Source organism: Pseudoalteromonas sp. Ld19, assembly GCF_045064135.1.
GTDB classification, from domain to species: domain Bacteria; phylum Pseudomonadota; class Gammaproteobacteria; order Enterobacterales; family Alteromonadaceae; genus Pseudoalteromonas; species Pseudoalteromonas aliena.
Window position 1 is genome coordinate 241,826 of sequence record NZ_JBISHA010000011.1, and the last position, 21,693, is coordinate 263,518.

Genomic DNA, 21,693 nt, shown 5'->3' on the forward strand with positions numbered 1-21,693 from the left:
TTAAACACGGGGATAGGGGATTAAACACGACTGATAACGCCTTTAAAAAGTAATGGGTAGCGTCTTAGCCTGTTGCCAATATAGTCATCAGCTAAAATTTGCTGACAGATAAAGTTAATGTCTGTACTTGCTTCGAAAACCCAATCAAAGCGCTCTATAGCCAGCAAGAACCCACGCTTTAAATGAGTTTGAGAGCGGTATTGTTCTAGGTTGTTTTGAATAATTGATATTTTGCTTGGATCGGCTCGAAGCTCTTCTACTACTTGGTTAATAAAAGTAGTATTGAGCTTGCTGGTAGGGCGGTTTCTTATTTTTCGTGGATGCATTAGCTCTCGTTTGCAATGTTATATAATTTTTTTAAAAAGTCGTCTTTATGCTTTTCATGTTCGTAGTCAAGGTGGTAGGTGTTATGAAAACCAAAGCGCAGTTCAACACCACTACCTTGTAAATATACCGTATAGCCATCTACGTCTGAATAAGCTGTAACACCCTGATAATGTTTACCTTCATCAGTCATTTCACCTTTTTGGATGATACGTTCATACACGGCCAAAATTTGTTTGTTATCGAGTTCATTTTTCATGTGCATTCCTTAGTTTTATTATGCTACGTGTAAAACTTTTAATTGGTTTACTTTACAAGTAATTACATTGGAATTGTTTATAACTTAGGCGGTTTTGTGCTTTATCTGTCGATAATTTGCAGGCGTTACACCGATTATTTTTTTGAACTGATTAGTAAAGTGTGCCTGATCAAAGTAATTTAATGTTAAAGCAAGCTCGGCTAGTGGTAAATTGGGTTGTGTTTTTATAGCCTGCATCGCCAGCTTTGCTTTTATTATTTGAGAGCATTGTCGAAAGTTCATACCTATATACTCGGCAAATAAACGCTCAATTTTTTTTGTATGTAAGCCCGTTTTAGTACTCAAATCACCTAGCGTTAAATTCCCACACATTTTACTCACTATACCAAGTAATGATTGGCTAATGTGTTGCTGTGCAATATTTATTGTTTTTGTGTGCAGATGAGCTGTAAAAAAGCCATTTAAAAAGTGGACTTGTGCGCAAAAGGAGTCATGGTTAGCTAGTTGATCATACATATAATTAGTTGAAAATGTGCATACATCTGTAGTAATTAAATCTCTAATATCTTTAGCCTGAAAGTCGGTGAATAATTTTGTCGCAGCAGGTTTAAACCTTACACCTAGCGCATCAATGTTTTTTGTTAAATTTAGCTTCTGTGACTGAAAAAATGTGGTGCAGATATAACCGTCACTATCTAAACGAGAGTCGTTAATTGTGAGTGGTTGTTGAAAGTTAAATATTATTCCCGAAGCACAGTCAGAGTGCAAAAAATGGGTTGTTTTGGGAGCATACTCGGTACTTTTTATACACCAATAGCTGTCAATAAAGGAGCTTAATACTGGACTGACACTTGCTTTTTGAAAGCCATCTAATGCTATCGGTTGTGCGTTAGGTATCACGATTAATCTCCTTATTACATGTCGTAATCTTACAATACCACAGTTTATCGTAATGATATTCTGCTTTTATTTTAAGGAGATATATATGAGAAATAAAGTGATTAGTTGTTTAGTTGGGCTAATTTTATTCAGCATTTGCCATACGATAAAAGCAACTGAACCATCACTCGTTTTACAAAGTGAATCAGGCGAGCAAATTAGTTTGGATGACTATGTAGGTAAAAAGCCCACCTATTTGAAATTTTGGGCAACGTGGTGCGCGCCTTGTATGGAGCAAATGCCACACTTCGAACGAGCATTTGAAGTATATGGAGATAAAATACAGTTCATCGCGATCAATATCGATTTAAACGAAACTCAAAAAGCGATTCAAAGCGTTAAGAAAAAATTTGGTTTGAGTATGCCGATGATGACAGATAATACGGGGCGCGTGGCGCAATATTATCAATTTTTAGGAACCCCTTATCATGTGCTACTAGATCGAACTGGTAAAGTTATTTATCAAGGACATGATGCAGATAGCGCATTGAATAAAACCCTTAAATTATTATCACACGATGGCCTTAGCAAACAAACCCAACTTTTAGCTGCCCAAGGTAGACATCAGCCAGCGTTGCTGCGCATACCCGAGAAGGGGATAAAAGGGGTGTATTTTACCGCAGCATGGTGCGATTGGTATTTAGCTGACTCGCGACCAAGCATGTCTAAAAACTGCATAAATGGACAAAGCCAAGTAAATCGATTGTTTAAGCAAGGATTTACAATTGAATCACGTATTAGTCAGCTATGGACAGATGCGCATGCGGCGACAGAGTATATTACTAAATTTAATGTTCGACACCCAATCAGTATTGATTTTGGTAATGAACTATTTATTGAAAATAGCATATCAATTGTGCCCACTTTGATTATTTATAAAGATGGTAAAATAATCGAACGGATCACTGATTTTTCAATGCACATTAGTCTTGAAAATATTCAATAATTCACTTTGAGAATCGCGTATTCTAACCTATGCTCTAAGCTCATTTTTTGTTGAGCTTAGAGCATGATAGACAAGGCGTTACTACTTAAAACTCGTGAGTTATCCGATCAACTAATTGTCCTGCAAACACCGATCAGGATACTTGATGCAATCAATTGGGATAAACAAACTAAGGAGGAGTTTTTTAGGCAAAAATGCCAAAAAAACCCACTTATCGATCGCGCATATTACCAACAGCGCGACCTCGGTTTTGTACCTAGTGAGCTGCGCCAAGCGTTTTCTACTTTGCACCGCAACATTATTAACCAATTGGGGCAGTTAAATCCGATTGCTCAATACATGGGGAAAATGTGTACTGAGTATAAAACAGTATTGAGTATGCTTGAGTATCGTGGCACGCCAGAATTTCATGATTTATCGGTGGAGTTGTTTGGCCATCCTAAAGACTTATTTCACGCAGGTGAGCCATCACTTTCCGAGCTTGCTAATATGTTAGATAAACCATTAAAAAACTTGCTCGTCGCTGACATATTACCTGATGATCCTAAAAATATTGATGCAGTTGATGCTGTACGCATTTTGTCAGAGCAAGTTAATGCGAGTATGGCGGGGATAAATGTAGAGGTCATGCTTAGCGATGGTATTGTTAGTGATGCAGCGGCGGGCGCTAATAATATTAAGCTTAATCAAGATGTAAAATTCTCCCAACGTGAGCTGGATATTTTAGAAGTACACGAAGGGTGGATACATGTTGGCACAACTCAAAATGGCTTAGCGCAGCCGTATTTAACGTGTTTAAGTAAAGGTACGCCTAGTTCTACCATTACTCAAGAAGGACTCGCTGTTTTAACCGAAATTATTACTTTAAAATCGACCCCTAGGCGCTTATCAAAATTAGTTAATCGTATTCAAGCCGTAACAAAAGTAATTGATGGGGCTGAGTTTGTCGATATTTACCGTGATTACGTAGCGCAAGGTTTATCAAAAGACGACAGCTATACACTCGCGCAGCGTGTTTTTAGAGGCAGTACAGCAACAGGTCTTCCTTTTACAAAAGATATTGCCTACATTAAAGGCTTTGTTTTGGTATATAACTTAATTCGAGTGGCAATTCAGCTTGGTCGAATCGATAGGCTGCCTTTATTACTGGTAGGTAAAATATCGATAGATGATTTTAGATTAATATCTCAACTACATGATTTAGGTGTAATAGAAAGCCCACAGTTTGTGCCACCACACTTTAAAGATTTACGCGGTTTAGCAACTTGGCTGAGCTTCGGTCGCTTTATTGGTGATTTATCGTTTGAAAAGTTAGAAAATGACTATAAACCGTTGTTTTTGTAATTTACTTGACCACTGGTTAGTTAAATCACTATTTGCATTCAGGGAACGTCTATTTACTTTTTAATATAAAAATAAAAACCGCAGTTGGGATGAGCAACTGCGTTTTAATTGTGTAATTACACCTATACGGTCACATATAGGGGCTGTAAGTTCTCAATTAAAACGCTCTTCGTGGAGCAATAGACCTTTAATACGAATACCTAACTGTTTCCGTAAGCAATAATTTCAATCGCCATTTTGGGTTACAGCCAAACATTAACTTATTAATGAATCAAGCTAATTGTTTATTTTAGTTATTGGTTTTAAAGGGGTTACATTATGTTTTGTTTCGTACACGTGCATCATGCGTTTAGCAGTATCTGCATCGAATCCGTCATAGTGAACTCCCTTAAGAAATTCATACATAGCGGGGGTACGCATATACTGATTAACTAAGGTTATTGCTTTTTCGCCTTCGTCTGTTTGACTGCAAGCAAAGTAACCATTAATAAACTCAGGGTATTCACTTATTGAACGGCTATCTAGTTGGGCATATTGTTCGTCGGATAAAAATGATTTAACAGTATATTCATAGTCAACAATTATATCGATACGCTTATGTGTGAGTAGTTGTCCTAATTGTGCAAAGCTATCGGCACTATTTATAGAAGCGACTTGATGCTGATAATCTGCAAACATGGTATCAAGCTGTTGGTAGCTTGTTGAAGAAAGGATCCCAAATGTTTTATTATTAGAAAGTAGTTTGGAAACAGACACTGTTTCTGGTAGCCCTTGTAGGGTTTCTTTATACCCAAAAAGTTTACGCTGTACGAACATTGTTGTGGGTATTTCAGAGAACAAGAAAAGCTTTTCTCGTTGCTTTGTTTTAATCAAATTATAACTGCATACAGGCTGCGTTCCGGATAAACGCTTTATTAAGCGAGCATGGTTGGTCCATTCTGTGGTGATGTTAAATTCATCGCGTAGTATTTGTTGAAAAAGAGCATAAAAGCGTTTTTCAGCTGTACGCTCAGTCGTATCGTCATTGTACGCGCGAGACAATATAGTGAGTGAATATTGAGCATCAGCTAGGAGAGGTAAACTAAGTAAACTAATGAAAATACAACATTTTAAAATATTCATGCAATTTCCTTTTTGTTTAAAACTACCAAGAAATGCTTGAGTTGTCTTTATAAAAAAAGCCCATATGGGCTTTTTTTATACTTAAACACAACAGGTTCAATTAACGTGCGTTGGTACTTTCAAAAATTTTGTCAGCCGAGGCTGCTACAAAACCAGTATAAAGCTCGCCGTCTGCTTTAGGGTAACGAATCGCAAACTCATAAAAGCAGCTAGGAATACGCATGTCACCATCACTAAATGTGACAGCGTAATCATCAGCAAGTGTTGATGATTGCTCAAGTAGCACCTCTGGTGAGCCTTTTACTTCGCCGCCAGATGTATTAAGTACAAAGCCAGCGTCTTTTAGCGCTTGGTTAACATCATGTATGTTATTAAACTTAGCAAGGGTATTAATATTGACGGTAAAGTGATTTGCACGATAGCCCCACGCTGACATCCACGCCGCGTATTCACTTTCGGCTAGCAATTGCTTGTAAGTATCAGTACTTACTTGCCAATGCGTTCCTGAATACAAAAAGTTATCAGCAGTGACAGCATTTTCATCAATTTGGCTTACCATATTGGTTACGATAGCTTGTAACTCTGGCGAGCATTTTTCGACTAATAGCTCAGAAATAAACACTTTTGGTTGATTCGGATCGCTATGTTCATAGTGTTTTGCGTAAAGTTTTTTAGCTTCAAAGTGGTACTCACCACATTCTTTGTAACCAATAGCTAAAAAGTGAGCGGCGAGTTTTTCAAGGCCTACTTTTTCAATATTAAATGTACGCAGCGCAATATGGTCGTTAATGATGTCATCTTTTTGCGTTGAACCTAAAAGGTCATGAATCTTATCGGCCGATGGCGTCACTGTTAAATAGTTTTTCCAAAGGTTATCAAATAATGTGTTTACATTAGAATGCATTTTAAATCCTTAAATTTGGTTATTTAGTTATTCTATTATTAAGCCCGGCGCGAGGGTTTTCGGTAAGCTCACTGTGTCTGATTCAACAGATGCAACAGGGTAAGCACAATAATCAGCGGCGTAATAGGCACTTGCTCTGTGGTTACCACTGGCGCCTATTCCACCAAACGGTGCAGCACTAGAGGCGCCGGTAATAGGGCGATTCCAGTTAACAATACCTGCTCGAATACGTTTTAAAAAGTGAGTGTAATCGTCCTCGTTATCAGCTAGTAAACCAGCAGATAAACCAAAGCTTGTGTTGTTAGCTTCAGCAATAGCGCTGTCAAAATCAGTATAACGATATACTTTTACAAGTGGCCCAAAGTGCTCTTCATCGGGCATGTCAGTAACGTGTGTTACATCAATAACACCGGGGCTTACAAAGCCTGTACCCAGTTTTAATTGCTTTAGTTCAACAAGTATCTTCGCACCTTTTGAGACTAATTCATTTTGTGCGGTGACCATACCAAGGGCTGCTTTTTCGCTTATCATTGCACCCATAAAAGGTTGCTCTGTAGCAAAACTATCGTCGACAACAATATTTTTAGTCGCACTTATTAGTTTTTCTAAGATAGCATCGCCGTTAGCTGATTTTTCGATAAATACACGACGTGCACACGTACAGCGTTGCCCTGAAGTGATAAAGCCTGATTGAATAATGTCGTGCGCTGCAGCGCTCAAATCACTCACGTTTTTTACAATAAGAGGATTATTGCCACCCATTTCGAGCGCTAATATTTTACCTGGGTGTCCTGCAAATTGTTTATGTAGTAAGTGTCCGGTGTTTGAGCTACCTGTAAAAAACAAGCCATCAATCTCTTTATGAGAGGCAAGTGCTTTACCTGTTTCAATTTCACCTTGCACAAGGTTAATAACACCAGCCGGTAAACCTGCTTTTAGCCAAAGAGAGAGGGTGAATTCTGCAACGTGCGGAGTCAATTCTGATGGCTTAAATATCACGGTGTTGCCTGCTAAAATTGCAGGAACAATATGCCCGTTTGGTAAATGCCCAGGAAAGTTATACGGACCAAAAATAGCCACAACGCCATGCGGCTTGTGTCTAATAAACGCTTTAGCACCGGGCATAGGGTTTTCGGTTGTGCCGGTACGCTCATGGTACGCTTTAACTGAAATCGCTACTTTGCTTGTCATTGCGCCCACTTCGGTGCGGGTTTCCCATAATGGCTTACCTGTTTCGCGCGCAATTATGGTCGCAAATTCTTCACTGTGTTCTTTTAATTGTGCTGCGAAGTTTTCAAGAATGGCTATACGATCTTCAAGCGGTGTGTCTGCCCATTGCATTTGCGCTGCTTTGGCTGCTTTTACCGCTGAATCGACCTGTTCAGCGTTTGCACCATTGCCGTGCCATACCACATCGCCATTACTTGGATTGATTGACTCAAATGCTGGCCCAAGGCCTGCATGCCATTGGTTATTAATTAGTTGTGTATTCATAAGTAATTTACAAGCGAAAGAATCGCGCTGCATCTCCTTGGCTCAAATTAAGCGCATTAGCCACGTCTTGGCTAATAACGAGAGTGTGTTTTGCATGATTGTAATGTGCGTCTTTAGTAAATGTTGCTCTAAAGCTACTTACGCCTTGATTACATACAGCCAGCGTATCAGAGCTATTTTGTGATATGTGATCAAGCTCACCAATCGTAATAGGGCAAACTTGAGAGTCGCGAATGCTGCGAATATTACCAAGTTTTGCTTCAACCGTTGGGCCTGCGTCAAATAAGTCAACGTAGCCTCTGTGCTCAAACCCTTCTTTTTCTAATAATTTTAGCGCAGGTTTTGTTTTTTCATGCACATGGCCGATAACTGCTTGGGCTTTTTTGCTAAGCAAATTTACATAAATTGGGTATTTAGGCATTAATTCGCTAATAAATACCTTATCGCCTAAGCCCACTAAGTGATCCGCTTCTGGAAATTCGATACTAAAAAAGTGCTCTTGCAGCCATTGCCAAAAAGGCGAGTGACCGTCTTCGTCGCTAACACCGCGCATTTCTGCGATAACAGTATCGGCAAAACGCTCGCTATGTTGAGCCATAAACAAAAAGCGTGAACGTGATAAAAAGCGACCCGTTAAACCTTTGCGGCTGTTTTCGCGCAAAAACAATGTACATATTTCAGAGCAACCTGTGTAGTCGTTACACATGCTTAAAATGTCGACAGTGTTATATACATTTAGAGTAGGTGAGTGATGTACAGTTTTACCTAAATGATAATGATACAAAGGAACCGATAAGCCTACTGCGGCTTCAATAGCAGTTGTACCAACTACTTCACCGGTTTCGCTGTCTTCTAAAACAAATAAATAGCTTCCATCGAGTGGTTGATTAACATTCTTAGCAAAGCTTGTTTCAGCACGTTCAATTTTTTCTTTAAGTTGTGCGTCGTCCACAGGTAAAGAGGTAAATCCATGGCCTGATTCAATCGCAATTTGTTTAAGTGCGTCAAAATCATTGGCAGTAATAGGACGTAATACTTGCATTTATTGCTTGCTCCAATAGCACGCCAGTAGGCGTGCTAATTTAAACTATATTAACCGTTTACTACATCGCTAACGGCTTTTTCAAAGCGCGCTAAGCCTTCTTTAATATCTTCAAACGGAATAACTAAAGATGGTGTAAAGCGGATCACATCCATACCCGCCACTAAGTTCATTAAGCCATTGTTAGCACTTGCTACTAAAAAGTCGCGTGCGCGTCCGGCAAACTGCTCGTTTAATACTGCGCCAATTAATAAGCCTTTACCGCGTACTTCACTAAATACGTTGTATTTTTCGTTAATAGCGTTTAAACCGTCACGGAATAACTGCTCGCGTTGTTTAACGCCATTAAGTACGTCAGGCGTATTTACTGTATCAAATGCGGCTTCTGCAACAGCACATGCAAGTGGATTACCACCATACGTTGAGCCGTGTGTACCAATTTTTAAGTGAGCTGCAATCTCAGTTGTGGTGATCATTGCACCAATAGGAAAACCCCCGCCGAGTGCTTTTGCCGTTGTTAAAATGTCAGGTACAACCTCTAACCCTTCGTACGCGTATAAATCGCCCGTGCGGCCAACACCTGTTTGTACTTCATCAAAAATGAGTAATGCGTTATGTTTAGTACAAAGCTCTCGTACTTTTTTAGCAAAGTCATCTGTTGGTGAGATTATACCGCCTTCACCTTGTAATGGTTCCATCATAACGGCACACGTTTTATCGCTGATCAGCGCTTCGAATGCAGCAATGTCGTTAAAATCACAATGCACTATGTCAGCAGGTTTTGGGCCAAAACCATCTGAATAAGCGGCTTGCCCGCCCACGGTTACTGTAAAGAACGTACGGCCGTGGAAGCCTTTATTAAAGGCGATAATTTGTGTTTTTTCAGCGCCATGTACATCTAATGCAAAACGACGCGCTAGTTTAAGCGCTGCTTCGTTTGCTTCAGCGCCTGAATTTGCAAAATACACTTTTTCAGCAAAAGTCGCATCGACCATTTTTTTAGCTAAACGAAGCGCAGGCTCATTAGTCATTACGTTTGATAAGTGCCAAATCTTTTCACCTTGCTCTTTTAATGCTTTAACTAGTGCTGGGTGGCAATGACCTAAACAGTTAACGGCAATACCACCGGCAAAATCAATAAATTCATTGTTGTTTTGATCCCACACGCGAGAACCTTCACCACGAACAGGGATAACCGCTGAAGGATTATAGTTTGGTACCATTACATCGTTGAATAAATCTCTAGTTACTTGCATTTTGTACACCTAAATTGAGGGCTTAGATAAGATAGTAGTTGCTAAATCAAAGAAGAATATAGCCATTATTCTTCAGCAAACATAGTATTAGTATTAATAAGACGTCATTATCGAAGGTTGTCAGTTAAATTTGCAGTGCTATTTTGTGAAAAATGATTAAAATAAAAGTCAAAATAACGAAATTAATAACCATTATGATAACTCCACAAGACGAAAAGCTATTATCTATACTAAAAACAAATGCCAGAGCGAGTATTTCGGATCTTGCTAGACTGCTAAATTTATCTCGCTCTACAGTGCAAAGTAGGATGTTGAAGTTAGAAGAAAATGGAGTCATTAAAGGTTACAGCGTCGATTATGGAGATGACTACCTAAGTAAGATGGTGTCGGCGCACGTGTCAATAAAGGTAAAGCAAAAGCTCACGACTAAAACTAATTTAGAACTAAAACAAATTGATGCGATATCGCAGCTTTATGCCATAAGTGGCGAATTTGATTTAATTGCCGTTGTCCAAGCGCAAAACTTAGAGCAACTGAGCCATTTACTTGATGATATTGGTAACCTTGATGGGGTGGAGCGCACAACATCATCTGTTATTTTAGAGACTAAGTTTAAACGCTAATATATTTGTATCATAGTTGTCCGCAGTTCAGGTTATTTATTTACGTGATAGATTTTCTATGGGGTCTGTACGAGGGCGTATTGGCCTTTCGTGATTGACTTTGCAGCTGACTGTTTGGTTTTTAGGCAAGGCAGAGCCTGTGCGGTGTGGTTATTCCCCATAAATAGTTGATAACGCAGAATAAATGCCAAACATGCGCTGCCCTTTGGGTTCTTTCTAGAGACGATTAACTCTTTGTTGCTCGGTTTTTACTTATTCTTACAGGGATGTAAGCCATTAGAGTAACGCAGGAGCAGTTACCGAGCCCACTAGGTTACAAACCTCGCGCCGCGATTAAATCGTCCCTAGATTGAACAAATTTCAATCCACAAAGGTCAACACGCCCTAGAATTACCGATAACGGAGTCAGCTGTTTGCTGTCATATTTAAGGACAATTGTGAAATCATTTATTTTAGTTTTATTATCGGCTTTAGCTATCGGGTATTACCTAACGGCAAAAGCAAACAGTGGTACTTCTACTAACAGTACCGATGTTGAAAAGTATAGTGATATATTCTTTAAATTAGAGACGTCACCGGTAAGTATGCGTGAAATTATTGTTGGTGCTAAACACTTTGCTATCACTTTGTGTGAAGATGGTGGTTATCAGCAAGCTTTGGGTGGCTCTGTTAGTGCGTGTAAGCTTAATTTTGATAGAACTAAAGACATGTGCTCCAGATACCCTGTTGCAGAGAAAGAGCAATTATACACCGACAAAGCAATAGTTTCTCTATTAGCTGAACAGTTTATAAACTGTGTCAGTAGTTAACGTGACTCTCTATCTAAGTAAATTGGTATGAATTTACTTATCGATTGGTCTTTTTACGATTACTTTTTTTACCTCATCAAGCTTAATAAAATAAGCGTTTCCGCCAATTCCGTTAAACTCCTCATCTGTAAATACTATCGTATTGTCATCAAAAAAAGTAACGGCTTCTTTTTGAGTAACAATCCCCAAGTCTATTTTTGATACATCACCAGAGAAAAACTTATCACCTTCAAAGTTTTCAAATAACCAAATGCTGGTTGAATCAAGTAATACTAATTTTTTACGATCGGGGCTTAGTGCCGCAGAGGTTATCCAACATAATTTTTCCATTGTGGTACAGGTTTTAAATGAACCAATTAACTGTGCTTTAAAGTTCGCAGCGTGGTCGCCTACCTTATAAACCTTTGTTATGCCGTCGAATGGCTCTGTACGGTTTTTAGTAAATAGATACAAATGACGACCTAGCGCGACAAATGCTTCTAAATCAAAATTACGATTATTTGGCTTTATGGGACTGCCATCCATTTCTGGATAGGTAAATTTAATTATTTCAGCCTGTGTAGTGTCAGTTTTTATATCTATTGGGTTTTCTATTTTATAAATAGTAAGCCATCTTCGATCGTTCTTATTATTACCAAAATCGCCTAAGAAAAAGTGCCCAAACTTATTTTGAGTCATGTCTTCCCAGTCAATGTTTTTAGCGTTTTCAACCAATATTTCTTTAGCGATAGAGCCGTCCTTATTAAGCCGATAAAGCTTAGGATCATTGCCTCCATCGTTAATAGCCCAAAGCCGTTTATGCTTATCAAATTCGATACCTGATATTTCTTTTAATTTAGGATCAATTGAGATTTCTTTTTTACTGTAAAGGGTATAGATTGAAGAGCCAACAAAAGTCGCTATTATTAAAATTGCGATGGCCATAGTAAGTAAAATACTTTTTTTCAACATGAAATTTTAGATATTTCAGAGTGTTAATATGTATGTATTATCGCTTATGGGGGGACATAACGAAAGTGTTTTATATTGTAAAGCACTCCCTTTGTATGTTGGTTAAAGTAAAAAGACATTTTATTAAATAATAACTGACTTGGCTCGCTGTTGGTTTAGAAATTGCTACAATAAATAGAACTTTGTCAAAGTGGTACGGTTGACGTTTCAACTGCACTAAATGCGTGCAATAGCAGAAATATTTGCACTGTAATAATGCTTAAATAAAGTTTTGTTTAACTTATACCAATTGCATTAAATAAGTGATCTATTATAGCGCGAAGAAAATAGCACAATAACAAGGCGAAAATTGTGACTTATAGTTGTTCTATATGAATAATTTTTAACGCAGTTAGTGAGTTATTTAATGCGATAGAAAGGTCATGTTTTTAATAAAATTGGTATTATACGCGTTAAATGATTTTGAATGGAATCCACATCGCCTTTTAGTTTAGTTGTATGGCTTGTGGCAAAAATTAAGTCCCTTTTATGGTTTAGTTGGAGCCTGCTATGTTGAATAAACGTTTTTTTAAAACAAAAAATGAAGCTGAAGTTACTTTTGAATTTACTCATCCTGAGGCAGAGCAAGTCTGTTTACTCGGTGAATTTAATGATTGGCAACCTGTGCCAATGAAGCTTAATAAAAAACAGGGGGTGTTTAAATGCAAGCAACGCCTTCCAATTGATCAACAATTCCACTTTCGTTATTTAATAAATGGCAACATTTGGGATAACGATCATCAAGCTGATGGCTACATTGGCAATACATTTGGTACAGAAAATAGCATAGTTAATACGCAACGTATAAATTAAGGTAGAGAAATGGACGCTCTTTCGCAGTTGTTTTACCTGCATGGCATTGGCTATGAGTTTACTAAATATAACGGCGAACAGGTTTTTTTTAGCGAAGAGACACGTAAGCGAGCTTTGCAATGTAGTGGTGTAAATCCCGACGATAACAACCAAATTGCGCACCTCAACTATGAGTTAGATGTGGCTGTGTGGTTACAATTAGTACCCAGTGTTAGCTTAGTTGAGTCACCCAAGAATACGTTAAAAATACGTATTGATGAGCGTCAAAGTCATGCTGTTACATACGTCAAAATAGAATCACTGGGTGTTAATTTAACATTTCAAACGCTACATGGTTTACTTATTGTAGGTGAATACTACCTAGACGGCGTTCGCTATATTGAACTTGCTCTCTCATTACCAAATATTCCTGTGGGATATCATGATGCAACGGTGCAAGTTGGAGAGCGACTAACACAGACGCAAATTTGGTCTGTGCCTGAGCAAGTTTATCAAGTAGCCAATAAAAAATGCACCGGGCTGTCCATTCAGCTCTATACTTTAAAAAATAAAGCGCAATTAGGGATTGGAGATTTCAGCGATTTATTAGCCTTAACACACTTATGTGGTGCGCAAAGCATGGATTATATTTTACTTAACCCTCTTCATCTATTATTCGCTGATATGCCACAGCGGGCGAGTCCTTATAGCCCAAACAGCCGTGCTTTGCTAAACCCTCTTTATATTGCCATTGATCTATGCGATGACGCTAAAAATAATCTAGAACTCAATACATTAATGCAAAGCGATGACCTAATTGCGCTGATGCAAAGTAATGAAAAATTTATAAATTACGAAAATGTAAGCTGCATCAAATATAGGTTATTTAAAACGCTTTATAATCACTTTGAGAAAACGGCTTGCCACGAGCGTCGCCAAGCATTTTCTGATTTTTGTAATGCGTATTCAAGTACATTAAAAACGCTACAATCAGATAACTTAATGTTTGATTATTACCTGCAGTGGCAAGCACATTTGCAATTGGCACTTTGCCAGAGTAGTTGTGTGGCGCAGGGAATGACGATTGGCTTAATAAACGATTTAGCAGTGGGATGTGCTGGTGATGGTGTTGAATTTAACGCCCAACAAAGTTTATTTAGTCAAGGTGCACATGTTGGGGCTCCGCCAGATCCATGGGCTGAAGCGGGCCAAAATTGGGGATTACCTGCACTTACCCCTCAAAAACTTGGCAATAACTACTACCAGTTTTATCGCTCACTCATTCGCGCCAATATGCAAGATGTTGGTGGACTGCGAATTGATCACGTAATGGCTATTAGGCGCTTATGGTGGTGCTTTGAAACCAACGGCAAACAAGATGGCTGCTATGTTTATTATCCATTCGAACACTTACTCGCAATTTTAAAAATTGAATCGCATATTAATCAGAGTCTTGTTATTGGTGAGGACTTAGGTGTCGTCCCTCCTGAGGTAAGGCACGCTTTGGCATCTAGCGGTATTTTTTCTAACAGTTTGTTCTATTTTGAAAAGCAGTACGATGGCGAGTTTATTTCAATAAATGATTTATCGCCCCATTGCTTATTAATGATTGCCAATCATGATGTACCTCCCTTTAAGGGCTGGTGGCAACACGACGATTTAGACATAAAGCAGCAATATAATTTAATTGATGAACAGCTATGCACCAGCCTTGCTAAACAGCGAGTTGAAGAGCGACAAAAGCTACTGCGCTTTATTAACGCCAATCAAACACAAGAGCTTGACTTACAAAGTAATGCAACTGATGTATATCAATCACTTGTATTATGTTTAGCCAAATCTCAGTCTCGATTATTTGCCTTGCAAATAGACGATTTAGATGAGCAGCAATACCCTGTAAATATTCCAGGTACTGATACTGAGTACCCAAATTGGCGTCGTGCTTTAAACCACACGTGTGAAGAAATTTTTAATAAGAATGCATCTTTTTTAGCTGCTATTGATTCAATAAGGAAAGGTTAATGAACAGCTCTGTAGTAGATAAGATTGGATCATCTTTTAATAATTACGATGCACAAGTGCAAGCCCTAAATATTGGACGATTTAAAGACCCATTTAGTTTTCTTGGGGTACATAAATTAAATAACTTAAACATAGAGTTACGGTTGTATTTGCCGGCTGCTTTGAATGTGACGGTTGATTTTTTGGGTAAAAAAATAAAAGCGCACCGATATAAGCAAAGTGACTTGTTTATTGCAAAGCTCAACGATTTGCCGACGGCTCCTTACAAATGTGAAGCTGAATATGAAAATGCAGTCGTTACGTATTACGATGAGTACAGTTTTAAGAGTGCGCTTGATGCACAGGCAATGTATTTATTTAATGAAGGTAGTTTAGAGCATGCATACTCGCACTTTGGTGCGCATTTTTGCACCCAACAAAACATAGAAGGTGTGTGCTTTTGTGTTTGGGCACCCAATGCAGCCAGTGTTTCTATTATTGGTGAGTTTAATTTTTGGCAAGCTAATCGTCACTTTATGCGTTTTCATCCTGCCAGTGGTGTTTGGGAATTGTTTATACCTGGGCTTGAAGCCGATATGTGTTATAAATTTGCAATTACCACGCAAAGTGGAGACGTACTAGAAAAAGCAGATCCGTTTGCATTTAAAATGCAACAAGCACCAGGAACTGCCAGCGTCTTACAATATAAGCCAGATCCTATAACGCTTGATGAGCAAGCGATAAATAATAGACAAAAGCGTAACCATATTGATGCGCCTATCAGTATTTATGAAGTACATTTGGGGTCATGGCAACGCGGTGACAACAATCGTTATTTAAGTTACGCAGAGCTCGCTGACACACTCGTTAACTATGCGCTGGAAATGAACTTTACTCACTTGCAACTAATGCCTATTAGTGAATACCCTTTTGATGGCTCGTGGGGTTATCAGCCGGTGGGTTTATTTGCACCAACCAGCCGCTTTGGCGACTACAACAGTTTTAAATATTTTGTAGAGCAATGCCACAAAGCTAGTTTAGGCATTTTAATAGACTGGGTACCGGGGCACTTTCCAAGTGATCCGCATGGCTTGCATCAATTTGATGGCACCCACTTGTATGAGCATGCTGATATGCGCCAAGGTTTTCACCCCGATTGGAACACCTATATTTATAACTATGATCGCCCTGAAGTTAAAAGCTTTTTGATTTCCAATGCCATGTATTGGTTGCATCAATTTGGGCTTGATGGTTTGCGCGTAGATGCAGTGGCTTCCATGCTGTACTTAGATTACAGCCGTAAAGAGGGGGAGTGGATCCCTAACTGTTTTGGTGGACGCGAAAACTTAGGTGCAATTGAGTGCTTAAAGCAAGTCAATCTTCGCAGCTATAAAAATAATTCTGGCATTATGATGGTGGCTGAAGAATCAACTGCATGGCCAGGGGTTACACAAGATGTTCAGCACGATGGTCTCGGATTTGGCTATAAATGGAATATGGGCTGGATGAACGATAGTTTGCAATACATGCAACGCGATCCACTTTACAAACAGCACCATCACCACGAAATGACATTTTCGATGGTGTACGCCTTTAGTGAAAATTTCATTTTGCCATTAAGTCATGACGAAGTCGTGCATGGTAAAGGCTCGTTGATTGAAAAAATGCCAGGCGATGATTGGCAAAAATTTGCAAATCTACGTGCGTATTATGCGTTTATGTGGGCGCATCCTGGTAAAAAACTATTGTTTATGGGGTGTGAAATAGCGCAGCGAAGTGAGTGGGGGCACGATCATTCAATTGATTGGCACTTATTAGAGCATCAAAGTCACATGGGCATAAAGCAAACGATTAAAATGCTTAATTACATTTATAAAAACCAACCTGCTTTATACGAGCTTGATACAAGTGCAGCTGGTTTCACTTGGATAGACAACAATAATAACGAGCAAAGCATTTTAAGTTTTGTGCGCTATGCTAAACGCGCACGTGATTTTGTCGTAGTGATAGCCAATTTTACACCAATGTCATATCAACATTACGATATTGGCGTCCCCTGTAAAGGTTACTATCAAGTCATTTTAAATACGGATGAAACGCAATTTTTTGGCTCGGGGATCGAAGTAACCCAAAATGACGGGCAGCTTATTAAAGCATCTGCTGTTGCAAGTCATGGATTTGAGCAAAGTATTTCTATTGCTATTGGCGGTTTAACGACTATTTATTTGCAAAAGGTTGACGATGAGTAATCAATTTAAAATCACTCATGGCCACGTTGAACCGTTAGGCTCAATTATTGCTGATGGCGGTGTTAACTTTGCACTCTATGCGCCAAAAGCAGCGCAAGCTTATCTATGTTTGTTTGATAAAAGTGGCCATTCAGAAATCCTAAAAATAGCGATGAATATTAATGAAGGTGGTATCTGGAGTATTTATATATCGCCTTTAAATGAAGGCGCTTTGTATGGCTTTAGAGTCGAGGGGGAATATAGCCCTAAGCAAGGGCAATTATTTAATGAAAACAAACTACTAATAGACCCCTACGCAAAAGACTTGTTTGGCGAATTTACTTGGAGTGAGCGTCATTACGGACAAATGCCCATTGGCACTAAAAGCACCGTTGATAATGCTATTGATATATTTAAATCAAAAGTAATAGCGCCTTCGCTTTATGCTCATAAAAAGCCAAACCATAGATGGTCAAACACCGTTATTTACGAGTGCCATGTAAAAGGGGCAACGTATCGTCACCCTAAAATACCTAAGTCTCTGAGAGGGAAGTTTTTAGGGTTAAGTCATCCAAGTTTTATTGAACATTTACAAAGTTTTGGTATTACAGCCGTTGAACTTTTGCCAGTTCATTCATTTATTAGTGAGCAGTTTTTAACAGGAAAAGGACTGCAAAACTATTGGGGATACAACACTGTTAACTTTTTTACGCCTCACAAAGACTATTTGGTTAACGATGATATCAATGAGTTTAAGCAAATGGTGCAGCAGCTTCATGCCGCTGACATCGAAGTTATTATTGATGTCGTATACAACCACACCGCTGAGGCTGGTAATGACGGCCCTATACTCTCCCTCAGAGGCTTTGATAACTTAACTTATTACCGTACTGTAAACGGTCAACCTGATGTATATATAAACGATACGGGTTGTGGTAATACGATTAACATTGATCATCCTCGCGTATTACAACTTGTCCTCGATAGCCTTCGTTACTGGGTAGAGACGATGGGCGTTGATGGCTTTAGGTTTGATTTGGCGACGATTTTAGGACGCTCCCAGTCAGGATTTAGTGCGTCGCATACTTTTTTACAAGCAATTGCCCAAGATCCTATTTTAAACAAAGTAAAGCTTATTAGTGAGCCTTGGGATATAGGTCCTGGGGGCTATCAGTTAGGCGCTTTTCCTTCACCATGGCGAGAGTGGAACGATCAATACCGCGATGTAATAAAACGCTTTTGGAGAAGCGAAGAAGGTATTATTGCTACCGTTGCTAAACGTTTACATGGCTCGTTTGATATTTTTGAGCACAGCGAACGGGGTCCTCTTAATAGTATTAACTTTATAACCAGCCATGATGGTTTCACACTTGCTGATTTAGTGAGCTACGAAGAAAAACATAATGAAGCAAATGGTGAGCAAAACCGAGATGGTCACAGTGCGAACTATTCTTTTAATTGTGGTGTGGAGGGCTTTACTGACGATCCACTTGTTACAGCACTTCGCTTACAGCAACAGAAGAATTTTTTGCTCACACTAATTCTATCTAAAGGCGTGCCGATGCTCGCATCAGGCAGCGAAATGGCCCACTCTCAAGGTGGCAACAATAATGCCTATTGCCAAAATAATCGTACGAGTTGGCTTGCATGGAAAGACTCGCAATTAAATCATACCTTAACCCGATTTGTAGATGATGCACTAAAGATTCGCCGTGCCCACAGTGCATTTAAACACAGTGTATTTTTAAATGACATAGACGAGCGTTTTACCGTTAGATGGTTTACCGAGGAGGGGGCAACCATGTCTGATGCGCATTGGCATGAAAGTACACGGCAATTTTTGATGTACAGTTTGCTCGACAAGCAAAATAAACATGCGCTCTTGATTATATTTAATGCCAGTAAAAAAGTAGTTTCGTGTCAATTGCCGCCTTCTCCAATAAAAGCGCCTTGGCAAATGGTTTTATCAAGTGTCAATAATGCATCTATTAGTAGTGATAGCGGTGCGATGGTTGAAATTTCGGCACAAAGCAGCTGGGTATTCAGTGCAAATTTAGAGGAAATAGGTCATGGCTAAACAAGATGAACAAGTATGTGTAGTAAAGGGTTGGCAAGACGGCCCCGTGATTGATGAAAGTACACTAAAGGATGACTTAACACGGCATTTTTATTATACCCTTGGGCGCGATAAAATTGGCGAATCACAGCTATATTTATACCATGCGTTAGCATTGACTATTCGCGATAGGCTCGTTGCACGCTGTAGAGAAACCAATCAGCAAATTAGGCAAAAAAAATGCCGTAAAACTGCTTATCTGTCTCTTGAGTTTTTAATGGGCCGCGCACTGGGTAATGCAATACTAAACCTTGACTTAGACGGACAGGTGGCAGGTGCATTACAAGAGTATTGTACAACCATTGAGACGCTTGAAGATGCTGAGCATGATGCAGGGCTTGGTAATGGCGGTTTAGGTCGTTTAGCTGCTTGCTTTTTAGATAGTTGTGCAAGTCTCGCTTTACCTGTAATCGGCTATGGTCTGCGATACGAATATGGCATGTTTAATCAATCTATTGACGATGGGAACCAAATTGAACAACCCGATAATTGGTTGCGCGAAGGGCATCCGTGGGAACTAAGTGCACCAGAGCATGCTAAGCGCGTTAAATTTGGTGGCTATGTGCAAAGTTATACGGATAAATTCGGACGCGCGCATCGTCAGTGGATAAGTTCGCACGATGTACTAGCGGTGCCTTATGATGTACCAATTCCTGGTTATAAAAATGATATTGTTAATACTCTGCGCTTATGGAAATCAGAAGCGACGGACGAATTTAATTTAACTGAGTTTAACGCCGGTAGTTACTCAGAAGCGGTTGCACAAAAGAACCTTGCTGAACAAATCACCATGGTGCTTTATCCAAATGACAGCAGTGAAAATGGGAAAGAGCTTAGATTACGTCAGCAATACTTTTTATCATCAGCGAGTATTCAGGATATTGTTGATCAGTGGGTTTCACAACAGGGTGAGAGCTTTAGTGATTTTTCTGACTTTCATGTTTTTCAATTAAACGATACACACCCAAGCATTGCCGTTGCAGAGCTTATGCGTATTTTTATTGATGATTACGAGCTTGATTGGGATGATGCTTGGCGCATTACAACTAAAACAATGGCCTATACAAATCATACATTGCTACCTGAAGCACTGGAAAAGTGGTCAGTATCATTATTTGCGAGGCTATTGCCACGTATCTTAGAAATCGTTTACGAAATAAACGCACGCTTTTTAGCGCTGGTGGCACAGCACTGGCCAGGTGATGTGAGCAAACAACGTGCGCTGTCGCTGATTGAAGAAGGTGATGAACCGCAAATACGCATGGCTTATTTAGCAATAGTTGGCAGCTATTCTGTAAATGGGGTCGCGGCATTGCATACTGAGCTATTAAAAGCCGGTTTGTTTAAAGAGTTTTATGCGCTATGGCCAGATAAATTTAACAATAAAACAAATGGCGTAACGCCACGTCGCTGGCTTGCACACTGTAACCCGATTTTAAGCAGCCTAATTAGTGAAAAAATTGGTAACGATTGGGTCGGCGACTTTGCTCAAATTAGCCAGCTACGCCGCTTTTTTGATGACCAAGTATTTCATGGACACTGGCAATCAGCTAAACGCGAAAATAAACAACGTCTCGTTGATTTAGTCAAAACACGCTGCGATGTTGAGTTTGATGTGTCGATGATGTTTGACGTGCAAGTAAAGCGTATCCACGAATACAAACGTCAGCTACTTAACATACTGCATGTGATTCATTTGTATGACCGCATTCGCCGAGGTGATACGCAAGGACTTGTACCACGCTGTGTATTACTTGGTGGTAAAGCGGCGCCTGGTTATTACATGGCTAAAAAAATTATCAAGTTGATTAATAATGTTGCCGAGGTGATTAATAAAGATCCCCTTGCCGCACCGTATTTACGGGTTGCTTTTTTGCCAAATTATAACGTAACGGCGATGGAAGTTATTTGCCCAGCAACCGATTTATCAGAGCAAGTGTCTACCGCAGGTAAAGAAGCATCGGGCACCGGCAATATGAAGTTTATGATGAATGGTGCATTAACAATAGGGACGCTAGATGGCGCAAATATAGAAATTAGAGATGCGGTAGGCGCCGACAATTTCTTCTTGTTTGGGGCACAAGCCCATCAAATTGATGAGATAAAATCGCGTTACAATCCAGCGCATATAATTGCAGAAAATACTGATTTAGCAAATGTAATGCAGCTTTTAGAAAGCGGGCATTTTAATTTGTTTGAGCCGTGTTTATTTGACGATTTAATTAACGCAATTAAGAGTTCGAACGATCCTTGGCTAGTTGCACACGATTTTGAAAGTTACATTAGTGCTCAAAAAGAAGTAGATAAAGCTTACGCAGATCAAACCTCTTGGACACGAATGAGTATTTTGAATACAGCAGCCAGTGGCATGTTTTCAAGTGATAGAACGATAAGCCAATACAGTGACGACATTTGGCATCTAGAACCCCTTAATATTAGTGCAACAGACTTAACGACAACTAAAAGTCATATCACTAACAGCAAAGACTAAATGGAGAGAGTAT

Annotated in this window: 18 protein-coding genes; 9 read left to right on the forward strand and 9 right to left on the reverse strand. The window is 39.3% G+C overall.

Annotation, left to right across the window (positions count from 1 at the left end; all coding sequences use genetic code 11):
* Positions 1–20 precede the first annotated feature (20 nt).
* The 3 genes from ACJJVZ_RS02490 to ACJJVZ_RS02500 all read right to left on the reverse strand — a co-directional run bounded on the left by ACJJVZ_RS02490 (position 21) and on the right by ACJJVZ_RS02500 (position 1,483).
* Entirely contained in the window at positions 21–326 is a 306-nt protein-coding gene (locus ACJJVZ_RS02490; RefSeq protein ID WP_138584470.1) for a hypothetical protein, read from the reverse strand.
* A complete protein-coding gene (locus tag ACJJVZ_RS02495) occupies positions 326–583 on the reverse strand; it encodes a DUF3081 domain-containing protein (RefSeq protein ID WP_008169639.1) in 258 nt (85 codons plus the stop codon). Before ACJJVZ_RS02495 ends, ACJJVZ_RS02490 begins: the two co-directional genes overlap by 1 nt.
* An 84-nt stretch (positions 584–667) precedes the next feature.
* Complete coding sequence (locus tag ACJJVZ_RS02500; protein WP_405597828.1) at positions 668–1,483, reverse strand: helix-turn-helix domain-containing protein; 816 nt, start codon at positions 1,481–1,483, stop codon at positions 668–670.
* 85 nt (positions 1,484–1,568) lie between these two features.
* On the opposite strand from ACJJVZ_RS02500, the gene ACJJVZ_RS02505 reads away from it, so the two are divergent.
* Complete coding sequence (locus ACJJVZ_RS02505; protein WP_405597830.1) at positions 1,569–2,468, forward strand: redoxin domain-containing protein; 900 nt, start codon at positions 1,569–1,571, stop codon at positions 2,466–2,468.
* Between the two features lie 63 nt (positions 2,469–2,531).
* Positions 2,532–3,812 (forward strand): flavohemoglobin expression-modulating QEGLA motif protein, encoded by a 1,281-nt coding sequence (locus ACJJVZ_RS02510; protein WP_273048896.1) that lies wholly within the window; start codon positions 2,532–2,534, stop codon positions 3,810–3,812.
* Positions 3,813–4,088: 276 nt separating this feature from the next.
* Here the strand turns inward: ACJJVZ_RS02510 and ACJJVZ_RS02515 are convergent, their stop codons facing one another.
* The 5 genes from ACJJVZ_RS02515 to ACJJVZ_RS02535 form a co-directional block, all read right to left on the reverse strand.
* Entirely contained in the window at positions 4,089–4,934 is an 846-nt protein-coding gene (locus tag ACJJVZ_RS02515; RefSeq protein WP_405597833.1) for a hypothetical protein, read from the reverse strand.
* Between the two features lie 100 nt (positions 4,935–5,034).
* Positions 5,035–5,838: a DUF1338 domain-containing protein gene (locus ACJJVZ_RS02520; RefSeq protein WP_405597835.1), complete on the reverse strand. Its 804-nt coding sequence runs from the start codon at positions 5,836–5,838 to the stop codon at positions 5,035–5,037.
* A gap of 27 nt (positions 5,839–5,865) precedes the next feature.
* Positions 5,866–7,332: a succinylglutamate-semialdehyde dehydrogenase gene (gene astD / locus ACJJVZ_RS02525; RefSeq protein WP_405597837.1), complete on the reverse strand. Its 1,467-nt coding sequence runs from the start codon at positions 7,330–7,332 to the stop codon at positions 5,866–5,868.
* A gap of 7 nt (positions 7,333–7,339) precedes the next feature.
* The gene (astA, locus tag ACJJVZ_RS02530; protein ID WP_405597840.1) at positions 7,340–8,374 is read right to left on the reverse strand and encodes an arginine N-succinyltransferase; all 1,035 of its coding nucleotides are present in this window, start codon (positions 8,372–8,374) and stop codon (positions 7,340–7,342) included.
* A 50-nt stretch (positions 8,375–8,424) separates the two neighbouring features.
* On the reverse strand, positions 8,425–9,630 hold the full coding sequence (locus tag ACJJVZ_RS02535; protein ID WP_405597843.1) for an aspartate aminotransferase family protein: 1,206 nt from the start codon (positions 9,628–9,630) through the stop codon (positions 8,425–8,427).
* Between the two features lie 194 nt (positions 9,631–9,824).
* Between ACJJVZ_RS02535 and ACJJVZ_RS02540 the strand changes: the two genes are divergently transcribed.
* Positions 9,825–10,253 (forward strand): Lrp/AsnC family transcriptional regulator, encoded by a 429-nt coding sequence (locus ACJJVZ_RS02540; RefSeq protein ID WP_077538768.1) that lies wholly within the window; start codon positions 9,825–9,827, stop codon positions 10,251–10,253.
* 437 nt (positions 10,254–10,690) lie between these two features.
* Positions 10,691–11,062 (forward strand): hypothetical protein, encoded by a 372-nt coding sequence (locus ACJJVZ_RS02545; RefSeq protein ID WP_405597845.1) that lies wholly within the window; start codon positions 10,691–10,693, stop codon positions 11,060–11,062.
* Positions 11,063–11,095: 33 nt separating this feature from the next.
* Here the strand turns inward: ACJJVZ_RS02545 and ACJJVZ_RS02550 are convergent, their stop codons facing one another.
* The gene (locus tag ACJJVZ_RS02550; RefSeq protein ID WP_405597847.1) at positions 11,096–12,013 is read right to left on the reverse strand and encodes a hypothetical protein; all 918 of its coding nucleotides are present in this window, start codon (positions 12,011–12,013) and stop codon (positions 11,096–11,098) included.
* A 549-nt stretch (positions 12,014–12,562) separates the two neighbouring features.
* On the opposite strand from ACJJVZ_RS02550, the gene ACJJVZ_RS02555 reads away from it, so the two are divergent.
* Genes ACJJVZ_RS02555 through ACJJVZ_RS02575 form a run of 5 tightly spaced genes read left to right on the forward strand, consistent with a single transcriptional unit; the run spans position 12,563 to position 21,680 of the window.
* Positions 12,563–12,865, forward strand: coding sequence for an isoamylase early set domain-containing protein (locus ACJJVZ_RS02555; RefSeq protein WP_077535206.1), 303 nt, complete (start codon positions 12,563–12,565; stop codon positions 12,863–12,865).
* 9 nt (positions 12,866–12,874) lie between these two features.
* Positions 12,875–14,866, forward strand: coding sequence for a 4-alpha-glucanotransferase (malQ, locus tag ACJJVZ_RS02560; protein WP_405597850.1), 1,992 nt, complete (start codon positions 12,875–12,877; stop codon positions 14,864–14,866).
* Positions 14,866–17,094, forward strand: a complete 2,229-nt coding sequence (gene glgB / locus ACJJVZ_RS02565) for a 1,4-alpha-glucan branching protein GlgB (RefSeq protein WP_405597853.1) — start codon at positions 14,866–14,868, stop codon at positions 17,092–17,094. Before malQ ends, glgB begins: the two co-directional genes overlap by 1 nt.
* Positions 17,087–19,150, forward strand: a complete 2,064-nt coding sequence (glgX, locus tag ACJJVZ_RS02570; protein WP_405597855.1) for a glycogen debranching protein GlgX — start codon at positions 17,087–17,089, stop codon at positions 19,148–19,150. The genes glgB and glgX overlap by 8 nt, the downstream gene beginning before the upstream one ends.
* Entirely contained in the window at positions 19,143–21,680 is a 2,538-nt protein-coding gene (locus tag ACJJVZ_RS02575) for a glycogen/starch/alpha-glucan phosphorylase (RefSeq protein WP_405597857.1), read from the forward strand. The genes glgX and ACJJVZ_RS02575 overlap by 8 nt, the downstream gene beginning before the upstream one ends.
* The last annotated feature ends 13 nt before the right edge of the window (positions 21,681–21,693 follow it).